This is a genomic window from Yinghuangia seranimata, from assembly GCF_029953285.1.
GTDB lineage: Bacteria > Actinomycetota > Actinomycetes > Streptomycetales > Streptomycetaceae > Yinghuangia > Yinghuangia seranimata.
The window spans coordinates 76,314-88,402 of sequence record NZ_JASAOI010000028.1; the positions used below are offsets into that span (position 1 = coordinate 76,314).

The 12,089-nt window shown below is 71.7% G+C and carries 8 protein-coding genes; 4 read left to right on the forward strand and 4 right to left on the reverse strand.

Annotated features, from left to right (window positions below):
* Nucleotides 1–5: 5 nt before the first annotated feature.
* Both QI554_RS18710 and QI554_RS18715 read left to right on the forward strand, forming a co-directional pair.
* A complete protein-coding gene (locus QI554_RS18710; protein WP_281471196.1) occupies nucleotides 6–857 on the forward strand; it encodes a 3-hydroxyacyl-CoA dehydrogenase family protein in 852 nt (283 codons plus the stop codon).
* Between the two features lie 219 nt (nucleotides 858–1,076).
* Nucleotides 1,077–1,382 (forward strand): STAS domain-containing protein, encoded by a 306-nt coding sequence (locus QI554_RS18715; protein ID WP_281471197.1) that lies wholly within the window; start codon nucleotides 1,077–1,079, stop codon nucleotides 1,380–1,382.
* Nucleotides 1,383–1,435: 53 nt separating this feature from the next.
* Here QI554_RS18715 and QI554_RS18720 read toward each other — a convergent pair whose 3' ends face one another.
* Together QI554_RS18720 and QI554_RS18725 are read right to left on the reverse strand one after the other, a co-directional pair.
* Complete coding sequence (locus QI554_RS18720; protein WP_281471198.1) at nucleotides 1,436–2,416, reverse strand: hypothetical protein; 981 nt, start codon at nucleotides 2,414–2,416, stop codon at nucleotides 1,436–1,438.
* Nucleotides 2,413–2,991, reverse strand: a complete 579-nt coding sequence (locus tag QI554_RS18725) for a SigE family RNA polymerase sigma factor (protein ID WP_281471199.1) — start codon at nucleotides 2,989–2,991, stop codon at nucleotides 2,413–2,415. The genes QI554_RS18720 and QI554_RS18725 overlap by 4 nt, the downstream gene beginning before the upstream one ends.
* Before the next feature lie 401 nt (nucleotides 2,992–3,392).
* Here QI554_RS18725 and QI554_RS18730 point away from each other — a divergent pair, with 401 nt between their 5' ends.
* A complete protein-coding gene (locus tag QI554_RS18730) occupies nucleotides 3,393–5,372 on the forward strand; it encodes a protein meaA (protein WP_425528010.1) in 1,980 nt (659 codons plus the stop codon).
* A gap of 81 nt (nucleotides 5,373–5,453) precedes the next feature.
* On the opposite strand, the gene QI554_RS18735 is transcribed toward QI554_RS18730, so the two are convergent.
* The gene (locus QI554_RS18735; RefSeq protein WP_281471201.1) at nucleotides 5,454–8,546 is read right to left on the reverse strand and encodes a LamG-like jellyroll fold domain-containing protein; all 3,093 of its coding nucleotides are present in this window, start codon (nucleotides 8,544–8,546) and stop codon (nucleotides 5,454–5,456) included.
* A 435-nt stretch (nucleotides 8,547–8,981) separates the two neighbouring features.
* Between QI554_RS18735 and QI554_RS18740 the strand changes: the two genes are divergently transcribed.
* A complete protein-coding gene (locus QI554_RS18740) occupies nucleotides 8,982–11,495 on the forward strand; it encodes a hypothetical protein (protein WP_281471202.1) in 2,514 nt (837 codons plus the stop codon).
* 6 nt (nucleotides 11,496–11,501) lie between these two features.
* Here QI554_RS18740 and QI554_RS18745 read toward each other — a convergent pair whose 3' ends face one another.
* Nucleotides 11,502–12,056 (reverse strand): hypothetical protein, encoded by a 555-nt coding sequence (locus tag QI554_RS18745; RefSeq protein ID WP_281471203.1) that lies wholly within the window; start codon nucleotides 12,054–12,056, stop codon nucleotides 11,502–11,504.
* Nucleotides 12,057–12,089 lie beyond the last annotated feature (33 nt).

A 12,089-nucleotide genomic window follows, 5' to 3' on the forward strand; every position in this document is an offset into this window, starting at 1 on the left:
TCGACGTGACGAAGAAGATCGCCGTCATCGGTGCGGGGCTCATGGGAGCCGGCATCGCCCAGGTGTCCGCGCAGGCCGGGTACGAGGTCGTGCTGCGCGACGTCACCGACGCCGCGCTCGAGCGCGCGCAGAGCGGCATCCGCGCGTCGTACGAGAAGTTCGTCGCCAAGGGCAGGATGAGCGCCGAGGACGCGGAGGCCGCGCTCGGCCGCCTGTCGGTCAGCACAGAGCTCGACGCGGTCGCGGACGCCGACCTGATCGTCGAGGCGGTCTTCGAGAAGATCGAGATCAAGCAGGAGGTGTTCCGCCAGCTCGACGCCGTCGCGAAGGACGGCGCGGTGCTCGCGAGCAACACCTCGGCGCTGCCGATCACGCAGATCGCCGCCGTCACGAACCGCCCCGAGGCCGTCGTCGGCACGCACTTCTTCTCGCCGGTGCCGCTGATGCAGCTGTGCGAGCTGGTGCGCGGCTACAAGACGTCCGACGAGACGCTGGCGACCGCCCGAGCGTTCGCCGAGGGCGTCGGCAAGACGTGCATCGTGGTCAACCGCGACGTCGCGGGCTTCGTGACCACCCGCCTCATCACGGCGCTCACCACGGAGGCCGTGCGGCTGTACGAGGCGGGCGTGGCGACCGCCGAGGACATCGACATCGCGTGCAAGCTGGGCTTCGGCCACGCGATGGGCCCGCTGGCGACGATCGACCTCACCGGCGTCGACATCATGCGGAACGCCACGAGCAACATCTACGAGGAGACCAAGGACGAGAAGTTCGCGCCGCCGGAGCTCCTGAACCGCATGGTGACGGCGGGCGACCTCGGCCGGAAGAGCGGCAAGGGCTTCTACACCTACGAGTAGGCGCGGGGGGTGCGCGCGATGTGAAGGCATTCGCGCATTCTGTCCGTGAGATTTAGCCGACAAAGCGAAAAGGCCGGTCCGGGAATGATCCCGGACCGGCCTTTGTCGCTGGATGGAGTGAAATTCCTCAAGGAATCCAGGCAATCGGCAACCTCGGTGGTCTGATGAGGGGTCGAACGAAGTATCCAGACCAGACGGTCCCCGGTCGGAGGAGGCGACATGCATGTCTGGGGCAACGACCGCGAAGTCTTCCTGCGCGGGACGTTGGACGTCCACAACGCGGCCGACGTGCGCCAGCGCCTGCACGCCGCGATCGCCCAGGGCACCGGTGACTTCGTCCTCGACGTCTCCGGCGTCGACACCCTCGACGCGACCGGCCTCGGCCTCCTCGTCGCCATACACCGCCGCGCGGGCCGCGCCGAGCGCCGCTTCATCCTCCGCGGTGTCACCCCGCCGGTGCACCGCATCCTGGTGATCACCCGACTGCACCGGATCCTGGTGCTGCAGGGCGCGCTGGCGGCGTGACGGCCGTGCGGTCGTGGCCCGCCCGGATGCGGGCGGGCCGCCGGATACCGCCGCTACTCTCCGGGGCGGTATTTCTCCTGCTGCGGGGGCAGGCAGCTGATCGTCATCGGCGGCTCGGCGCCGCCGTCGAGGGTCACCTGGGCCTCGAGGTTCGGACTGGCCGTGGTGACGATCCACGACTCGCTGGTCGTTCCCGCTCCCGCGCTGTCCGCGACCCAGTGGGGCGGCAGCGACGGCGAGCAGGCGAGGCGTTGCTCGGTCACCGGCTCCGACCCGAGATACTGCCGCAGCGTGGCCGCCACCTGCGGGTCGTCGAGCGACACCTGCGGCCCCTTCGAGGCGATCAGGCCGTAGACCTGCACGATGCCTTCGGCCTCCGTGGCCGCGCCCGCCGGGAGGTCGACGCAGGTGATCGACGTGATGCGGTCCTTGCCGCTGAGGACCACCTTGGCCTGCTTCCCGAGCCGCTGGCGCCCGTGGTACAGGGTTACGGTGGCCTCGGGCCGGTCGGGCGTACCGCCGATGTTCACGAACAGCGCGCCGTTCACCGTGGGGAAGCCGCAGCGGGCCCGTGAGCCGTATGTCGCGTATGCCGCGTCGTTGTCGAACAACGGGCGAACGAGGTCGGCCCGGGGCGTCGGGCCGGCAGTGATGGCTTGGTACAGCCGCCTGACCTGCATCGTCGCGCTGTCCCGATCGGGTGCGGACGAACTGGGGCTCTCCGGTGCCCGGCCGGTCGTCGACGGCGGTGCCGCGGGCCTGCTCGGCGCGCCCGACACGGACGAGGGGCTCTGCGCCGGCGCGGCGCTGCCTCCGCCGCCCGCGAGGGTGGCGGCGAGCACCCCGCCGACGGTCGCGACCGCGGCGACGGACGCGGCCACAAGCCATCCGGCCCGCCTGCGGTTGCCGACGCCGCCGGTGATCTCGGCCGGGTCGAATGCGCGCGGCTGCCGTTCGTCGGTGAAAGAGCGCATCGCGGCGATCAGTTCCTCTTCGAAGGCGTCCGATCCCGGCGGCGACTGACGCGTGCTCATGAGGCCTCTCCGAACGGGAAGAAGACGACGTTGTCGGGCGCGTCGTCGGGCGCGTCGGCCGACACCGTGAACCGGGCGCGAAGTTTGGCGAGGCCGCGCGCGGCCTGCGAGCGGACCGCGCTCGTGCTGATGTCCAGTGCGGCGGCGATCTCGTCGTCGGTCTGTTCGTCGAAGTAGCGCAGGACGAGGACCGTGCGCATGCCCATCGGCAGCTCCATCAGCGCGCGGATGAGCGCGTCGCGGCGTTCGACGGTGCCGTAGCCGGCCTCGGGCGCCGTGTGCTCGTCGGCCAGCGGCACGGCGGGCGCCTTGCCGAGGCGGCGCCAGCGGTCGTTGGCCAGGTTGGCGACGATGCGACGCACGTACGCTTCGGGTGATTCCGCGGCGCGGACCCGGTCCCAGTTGCGGTAGGCGCGTTCGAGAGCGTGCTGCACGAGGTCCTCGGCGGTGTGCAGGTCGCCGACCAGCAGAGTGGCGGTGCGCACCAGGGCGGCCGAGCGGCCGCGGACGAATTCCGCGAAATCGGCATGTGACGCGTTCGCGGGTCCCGCTTTCCGCCTGCCGAGTATGCGCATATCCCCGTCCCGTGTTGCCGTGTCCCCGTGGCCCCGTGTTTTCGGTGTCGCGGATATGACCGGGCCGTCCGGGGCTTTGCTGCACGCGACTGCGGAATGTGACGCGGGTCACGGCGTCCGGCGGCGCGGTTGGGCTGACAGAGTGTCAGGGAATCGTGTCCAGATGTGGCGGGGCACACCCTGCCCAGGATCATTACCCGTCAGTACACTCCGGAGGTAAGCAGGGCCGCGCCTGGTGCGGCGTACGCCGTACCTTCGAGCTCCTCGACCGGGCTCCGGGACGGCAGTCGTCGTGGCCGTGCGGGCCCGGAACCCTCCGGAGGTCTCCCGTGGCGAGCCAGACGCCCTCAGCTCAGCCTTCCCCCTCTCCCGAGCGGCCGTCTCGCGACCGGCCCTGGGTCATGCGCACGTACGCCGGGCACTCGTCGCCCGCGGAGTCCAACGCGCTCTACCGCCGCAACCTGGCCAAGGGCCAGACCGGCCTGTCCGTCGCGTTCGACCTGCCGACCCAGACCGGCTACGACCCGGACCACGAGCTCGCCCGCGGCGAGGTCGGCAAGGTCGGCGTCCCGGTGTCGCACATCGGCGACATGCGGCAGCTCTTCGACGGCATCCCCCTGGAGGGGATGAACACGTCGATGACGATCAACGCGGTCGCGCTGTGGATGCTCGCGCTGTACCAGGTCGCGGCCGAGGAGCAGGGCGCCGACGTCTCCAAGCTCGCCGGGACCACGCAGAACGACATCATCAAGGAGTACCTGTCGCGCGGGACCTACGTCTTCCCGCCCGGGCCCTCCCTCAAGCTGATCACCGACACCGTCGCGTACACGGTGACGAACATCCCCAAGTGGAACCCGATAAACATCTGCAGCTACCACCTGCAGGAGGCCGGGGCCACGCCGGTGCAGGAGATCGCGTACGCGATGTGCACCGCGATCGCCGTCCTCGACGCGGTCCGCGACAGCGGGCAGGTCGCCCCCGAGCGGATGGGCGAGGTCGTCCAGCGGATCTCGTTCTTCGTCAACGCCGGCGTGCGGTTCGTCGAAGAGATGTGCAAGATGCGGGCCTTCGTCCAGCTGTGGGACGAACTCACCCGCGAGCGCTACGGCGTCACCGACGCCAAGCAGCGCCGGTTCCGGTACGGCGTGCAGGTCAACTCGCTCGGCCTCACCGAGGCGCAGCCCGAGAACAACGTGCAGCGCATCGTGCTGGAGATGCTCGCGGTGACGCTGTCGAAGGACGCCCGCGCCCGCGCGGTGCAGCTGCCGGCGTGGAACGAGGCCCTCGGCCTGCCGCGGCCGTGGGACCAGCAGTGGTCGCTGCGGATCCAGCAGGTGCTCGCCTACGAGTCCGACCTGCTGGAGTACGACGACGTCTTCACCGGCTCCGTCGTCGTCGAGCGCAAGGTCGCCGAGCTGATCGCGGGCGCCAAGGAGGAGATCGACCGGGTCCAGGCGATGGGCGGCGCGGTCGCGGCGATCGAGTCCGGCTACATGAAGTCCCAGCTGGTCGCCTCGCACGCGGCCCGCCGGGCGCGGATCGAGGGCGGCGACGAGATCGTCGTCGGCGTCAACAAGTTCGAGACCACCGAGCCGAACCCGCTGACCGCCGACCTCGACACGGCGATCTTCGTGCCGGACGCCGCGGTCGAGTCCGCCGCCGCCGACGCCGTACGGAACTGGCGCGCGGGGCGCGACCAGGCCGCGGTCGACGCGTCGCTGGACCGCCTGCGGGTCGACGCGCGGGCCTGGAAGGCGGTCGGCACCAACGCCGCCGTCAACCTGATGCCGGCCACGCTGGACTGCGTGCGCGCGGGCGTGACCACGGGGGAGTGGGCGGGCGCCCTGCGCGAGGAGTTCGGCGAGTACCGGGCCCCGACGGGCGTCTCCGGCGTCGTCGGCGTCCAGGAGGGCGGCGAGGAACTGACCGCCGTGCGTTCCCGCGTGCGGGAGACCGGCGAGGAACTCGGCGGCCGCCTGCGGCTTCTCGTCGGCAAGCCGGGCCTCGACGGCCACTCCAACGGTGCCGAGCAGATCGCCGTCCGCGCCCGCGACGTCGGCTTCGAGGTCGTCTACCAGGGCATCCGCCTCACCCCGGCCCAGATCGTCGCCGCCGCGGTCGAGGAGGACGTCCACTGCGTCGGCCTGTCGATCCTGTCGGGCTCGCACCTGGAACTGATCCCGGACGTCCTGGCCCGCATGCGCGACGCCGGCCTCGACGACGTCCCGGTCGTCGTCGGCGGCATCATCCCGGCCGCGGACGAAGAGGCCCTGCTCGCGCAGGGCGTGGCCGCGGTGTTCACGCCGAAGGACTTCGGCATCACGACCATCATGGGCCGCATCGTCGACGAGATCCGCAAGGCGAACGACCTGACGGTCTGAGGATTCACACGCTGAGAGGGCGCGGCACCGGCACTCCGCCGGCGCCGCGCCCTCCGTGCTCACGCTGCCGTCATCCGCAGGTCACAGCGGCGTGTTCATGTCCGTCGTCACCTCCGCCTGGGTCAGCGTGCGGTTGTAGATGCGGACTTCGTCGATCAGGCCGCTGAAATATTCGCCCCAGACCGAGTTTCCGCCGATGCGGAGGACGTCGGTGCCGCCCGTGATGTTGCCCGTCTGGGCGCGGGAGGCGACCTGGGTGCCGTTCACGTAGAACCTGAGCGTCGCGCCGTCGTAGGTCACGGCGATGTGGGACCACGTGTTCACCGGCAGGTTGGCCGTCGCGCCGATCGATTCGTCGGTGGCGCCGATGCGGACGTAGCCGGCGGCCCGGTCGTCGCCCGACGCGTAGAGGCCGTAGGACAGCCCGTCGGTGCCGCGCTGCTTCAGGATCACGTTGCGCCAGCCGGAGACCGTGGCGGGCCTGACCCAGGCCTCCAGGGTCAGCTTGTTGGTCATCGCCAGCGTGCTGCTGTTCGGGACCGTCACCCACGAGCTGGTCCCGTTGAAGGAGAGCGCCTGGCCGTACTTGCCGGCCGTCCACGCCGTGTTCGCCGCGGTGCCGGTGTTGCCCTTGCCGGACGCGTCGTTCGCGGTCGCGCCCGCGCCCTCGTTGAAGCCGTACGCCGCGACCAGCCCGGTCGGCGCGGCGACTTCGCGGTAGGTGGCGGTCAGGGTCGTGTTGGCGGCCGGCATTGTGACGTTGTGGGACTGCGCTCCGCCGTCCGACCACGACACGAACTCGTACGTCTTCCCGCCGACGGTCTGCGGCGAGGGCGCGGCCACGGACGCCGTCCCGTTCACGATGAGCGTCTTGGTCAACGGCGCCGCGCCGGAGGCGCTGTTGAGCCCGAGGGTGAGGCCGGGAACAGGCGTGCTCGTCAGAGTGAGGTCGGCGGTTTTCGGGTCCAGCCGCACGCTCGCCGTGCCGGTCAACCCGCCGGAGTCCTGGGCGGTGAGCCGCACTTCGAGCCACGACGGATACTCGTGGTCGACCGCCGTGAAGGTGCCGCTCGCGACGCCGTCGACCGTGGTGATGATGTGCTCGTGGCACGTGGACGGCGTCGTGCAGTGGTGCATGACGAACTGCCAGTGCAGCGCACTCGCGGGCAGGTTGCCGTCCTGCAGGTCGGTGGCGTGGCCGCTGTACGGGATCGGGTCGCCGACCTTCCAGGTCAGAGACGCGGCCGGGGTGTCGACGACCGCGGTGGGCGGCGAGTTGCCCGCCACGACGGTGACTTCGGCGGTGCCGGTGAGGCCCGTCGGGTCGGTCACGGTCAACGACGGGTGGTAGGTGCCGGGCGTGGTGTAGGTGAAGCTCGGCGCGGCGGCCGTGGAGTCGACGGTGCCGTTGCGGTCGAAGTCCCAGGCGTAGGTGAGGGTCTGGCCCGCGTCGGGGTCGCTGGAGGTGCTGCCGTCGAACGCGACGGTCAGCGGCACGGTGCCGTTGGTCGGGTTCGCGGTGACGCGCGCCACGGGCCGGTTGCCGGTGTAGTGGAACCGGGCGATGCGGCCGCCTTCGTAGTCGACGTAGTAGACGTCCCCGTCGGGCCCGGTCTTGAGCGCGACCGGGTTGACGCCGGTCGCGAAGACGCTGATCTTCGTCGGGTCGGGCACGCCGTTGGCGTCGGCGCCCATCGACCAGACGCAGCGCCGGCTGTGGTCCGCGAAGAACAGCGCCTTCTGGTACTGGCTCGGGTAGTTGGTGGTCGGCGCGAACGCGATGCCGCTGATGGCCGAGCCGTTCGCGGTGGGGCAGCCGTCGCCGGCGACGACCGCGGACCCGTGGTTGTACGTGTAGTGCGGGGCCTTCACCGCGCCCGCGCCCGCCGCGTACAGGTTGGCGCACAGGTTGAGGTTGTTGGACTCGTAGCCGCTCTGCCGCGCGTTGCCCTCGTAGCAGGGCCAGCCGAAGTTGGTCGCGGAGGAGGTGGTGGTGATCCGGTTGACCTCCTCCCACGTGCCCCAGCCGACGTCGCCGACCCACAGTTCGGAGGTGCCGGGCCGGAAGCCTATGCGGAACGGGTTGCGCATGCCGTACGCGAGGATCCGGCGCGCGTTGGCGTCGGAGCTGGACGCGAACGGGTTGCCGGGCGCGCCCGCACCGGTGTTCGGGTCGATACGGATGACCGAGCCGTTGAGCGCGGCCGGGTCGCCCGTGGTGCGCATGTCCTGGGCGCGCAGCGCGCCGCCTTCGGCGGTGGGAGCGGTGAGCGCGGTGCCGACCGCGGACGGCGCGTCGCCGCACGGGTTGGCCGGGATCGGGTCCTTGCCGGCGATCGGGCCGCTGGCACCGGTCTGGCCGTAGTCCGCCCAGTCGAAGCTGGCGCCGTCGCCGGCGGACGCGTACAGGTAACCATCGGGGCCGAACGCGAGCGAGCCGATCGAGTGCGACGGGAACTGCTGGCACCAGTCGGTGATCAGGACCTGCTCGGGGCCCGCGGTGTTGCCGGTGGCGGTGAACTTCGACAGGCGGCCGGTGATGACGCAGCCGTACGTCTGCGCGCCGGGCGGGCTCGGGCAGCCGTCACCGGTCGCGCCGGCCGTCCCCCAGTACGGGGCGGACTTTCCCGGCGGCGCGTCGTACGCGTACAGCACGTACACGGACGGGTCGGTCGGGAAGTTGGGCGCGAGCGCGAGGCCGAGCAGGCCGCGGTCCCAGAAGTTGTGCACCTGCGTGCGCAGGTCGACGAACGTCGTCGGGGTGGTCGCGGAGGTGGACGCGAAGACCTTGACGAGGCCGGACTTCTCGGCGACGAACACCCGGCCGTCGGACGCGAACGCGACGTCGGCGGGTTCGGTGAGGCCGGAGAACACCGTCTGGTCCTCGAAGGACGCGGGGACGGTGGCGGCCGCCGCGGCGGTCTGGTCCTGGGCCTGGAGGCCCTGTTGTGCCGGTTTGGGCGCGAAGACCTCGGGCCCGGAACGGCCGTTCGAGTTGCCGCTGCTGGACGCGCCGGCCGCGATGGCCGTGGTGGGCGCGGTCGCGAGCGTCAGTGTGGCGAGCAACGCCGCGCCGGCCGCCAGCAGTCGCGCACGTGTGGCGCGGTGCCGGAACCGGAGACGGGTGTTCGCGCGTGATCGGATGTGCAGGCGTGATCGGGTGGTGCCGGTCATGAGCCCCCCTGGACACGAACCGACGGTGAACCGACTGATGGAAGACGCGCTGCGCTGTTCCTCGTTCTTGTCGAGTCACGGGTGCCGAACGGCACACAGGGCAGAACCCTAGGACCGGGATCTTTCTCCCGTATCGCTTTTGCTCAACGGAACCTGATGGTCCGTTAGAGAACTCGACGGTTTGTCGGTTTGACGGGTGTTTCGGTGGGTCAGGTGACCTCGTGAAGGTTACGCGCGTTGTGGAGAGAGGGAGAAGGTTTTGTCTCGCCTGGAGTCACAGACGTGACCCGATGGCACGCTGGATGGGTGTAGCGGGTGGGGGGCCGGAGCGGCACACTGATGATCCACATTCGGACCGGACTGAAACGTACGGCTGGTTGGTCGGTGTGTCGGGGGGCAGGTTGCACGGGGTCGACGGGGAACTGAGGAGAGTTCATGGACACAACCCCGCGGGGAGTCGGGGATGAAGACCCGACCCCGCAGGGCCGGGGCGGGACCGCGACCGGCACCGAGCCGGCCGAGGGGAAGCGCTCCGAGGGGCGGGAGCGGCTGACCCGCGCCGAGCGGCTGCGCCGTGGGTTCACGGGCGCCGACGGGGCCGTGAGCGAGGGGCTGGACGGGACTCCGAGCGGGGCTTCGGGCGGTGCGTCGAGCGGGACTCCGAGCGGTACTTCGGGCGCTGGTTCGGGCTCTGCTTCGGGCGGCGCGAACGGGACGTCCAACGGTGTCTCGAACGGCGCGGCGAACGGGGTCTCGAACGGGGCCGCGAAGCCCGCCTCCAACGGTGCCTCGAACTCGTCCAGCACCGCGCCGAGGACCGAACCGAGGACCGCGTCGACGACCTCATCCGCGGCCTCTTCCAGCGCGTCCGGACCCGCGCAACGCCCCGCTTCCGGTGCCGTCCCCCCGTCCGCGCCCGCCGCTCCCAACGCCCCCGGCGCGCTCACCCAACTCGCGGTCGGCGCCCACCTGCTCACGCTCGGCGGGCCCGACGGCAGCGAGGTCGTCCCGCTGCCCGCGAACGCGCGGCCGCTGCCGCGCCGCCGTTCCGTCGCGCCCCGGACCATCGGCTATCCGCCGCTCGGTCGTCAGCTCGAACTCGCGGAGATCCGCGGCCTGTTGACCCGCGGCACTTCGGTCCGCGTCGGCGGCCCCGCCGGCATCGGCCGCAGCACGCTCCTGCGCCACGTCGCGTCCGGCGACGCGGCCGGGGCGCCCGACGGCGTCGTCGTCCTGGACGGCTATCGGCGCGGCCTCGACGACCTGCTCCAGCAGTTCCACGACGCCTGCTTCGGCGGCGAGCCGCACCGCCCCACCCGCGACGCGCTGCGGGACATGCTGAGCGAGGTCGCCGCGTTGGTCGTCGTCGACGACCTCGACCTGTCGGCCGACGAACTCGCCGAACTGCTGCGCATCGCACCCGAATGTGTGTTCCTGGCGGCCTCGCCCTCCACGCCCGGCGACGGGCCGGAGCCGAGCGCGGCCGCGCGTGCCGACTCGCCGTTCTACGAGATCACCCTCGGCGGGCTGCCGCAGGAGGCTGCGTTCGCTCTGCTGGCCCGCGCTACGGGCCGCGAGCTGGACGACGAGGAACTGGCCTGGGCCGCCGCGCTGTGGTTCGAAGTCGACGGCCACCCGGGCCGGTTCGCGCAGGCCGGGGCGCTGCTGGCGCGGCTCGGCACGGCGGTGTCACGTGCCGGACGGGACTACATCGACGGGCCGCTGCCCGAACTCCCGTCGCCCGGTGAGCCCCAGCTGTTCGTACCGAGGCTGCTGCCGCTGCTGTCGAGGCCCGCGCAGCAGGTGCTTCGGCTGGGGGCGGCGCTGGAGGGCGTCCTGCCGGATCCGGCGCACCTGCCGGCCCTCACCGGGGCGGTTGACGCCAACGGTGCGGCGTCCGAACTCGTCGCCGCCGGGCTGGTGGTCGTGCAGGGCGGGCGTTACCGACTGGCCGGCGGCGTCGCCGACGAGGCCGCCGGGCTGATGCGCGGGCCGTCGTCGTGGGCGGTCGCGGCGATGCAGCACTTCACCTGGTGGGTCTCGCATCCGAGCGTGACGGCGCACGAGGTCGCCGACGAAGCTGACGTCATCCTTGCTTGCCTGCGCGAGGTAGAACGGCTCGGCAAGCCCAGCTCGGTCCGCGTCCTGGCACGGGCGGCGGCCCCGGCGTTCGCGGCGGCGCTGCGCTTCGAGGCGTGGCGGGACGCGCTGGAACTCGGCGGCGCGGCCGCGGCGGCGTCGGGTGCGGGCACCGAACAGGCCTGGTTCGTCCACGAGTCCGCCGTCCTCGCGCTGTGCACCGGGGACCTTCCGCGGGCTCGCGAGGAGGCCGTGGCGGCGTCCCGGCTGCGCGACGCCGCGGACAAGCGGGGGATAGCGGCCGACCGGCGGATCCTCGTGATGGCGGGGGAGCGGCCGGGGGCGTTCGGCGGGGAGCCGGGCGTCGTACGGGCCCCGCGCCGCGTCACGGTCTCCGGCAAGCGCGGCGCGATCACGCTCGCGGCGGCGGCCGTCCTGGTCGTCACGCTGGCCGTCGTCGTGGCGATGGGCAGCGGCGCACCCGGCAGCGGCGGCGGCGGCCCCAGCCCGAGCGACGGCGTCTCGGTCACCACCCTCAACGGCGCCCCGAACGGCGCCATCCCCGGCGCGGCCACCTCAGCCCCCGCCCCGACCGGCCCCCCAACGGCCAACCACACCGGCCCGACCCCCACGCCGACCGGCAGCATACGCAGCTCCGCCGGCACGAAGTCCCCGACCGCCACCGGCGCGTCCACCCGCCCAGCCACAGCCCCCGCACCCCCACCGGGCGAAATCCCACCCCCACCCCCCGCAGGCGGCGGCGACCCGCCCCCCGTCAGCACCCCGCCCACCAGCCCCGCCCCACCGACCAGCCACCCCCCGTCGAGCAGCCCCCCGAGCTCGTCCTCGGCAAGCCCACCGACCCCGTAACTCCGTCTACCCCGCACTCGAAGCGCGACGTGTCCAGAACTCGGGTGGTTTGGCGGCCAGGACATCCTGCGGCAATGCCGTGTCTTCGCCCTTCGCGAGGTCCCGGGCCGTCCACACGCCGCCAGGCCCTTGTTCCACCAAGCGGACAGTCGGCGCGCCTTGATCGCTCTGCGATCGTTCGACGACGATCCAGATGCGGTCCAGGGTGAGATCCCAGAACACGGTGGGTTCCTCGGCCCACTCCGCATAGCACCGCAAGTCGTGGAACAGCCCGTTGACCCAGGCGAGATCGGCGGGACCGATGGAGGTTGTCGGCTCTTTATATGTGCGCACTTCCACGCACCAATACCCCTGCTCCGGGTAGTGGGCGGCACCAGGCCAGGGGTGACCGATTGAGGCCTCGAACCGTCCGGACGCCGATGCCAACGTCGTACCGGGGAAGATCGTCCGATCCGGCAGCGATCGGCTCTGCAGCCACTTGGGCGAAGGCGCGTGCGACGGCTCGGCTTGGCCGCCCGAGCAAGACACGGCGCCGAACGTCGTCGCAACCGCAGCCAACACGGCCGTGCTTCTGGTCAGTTGCCGACACCGAGA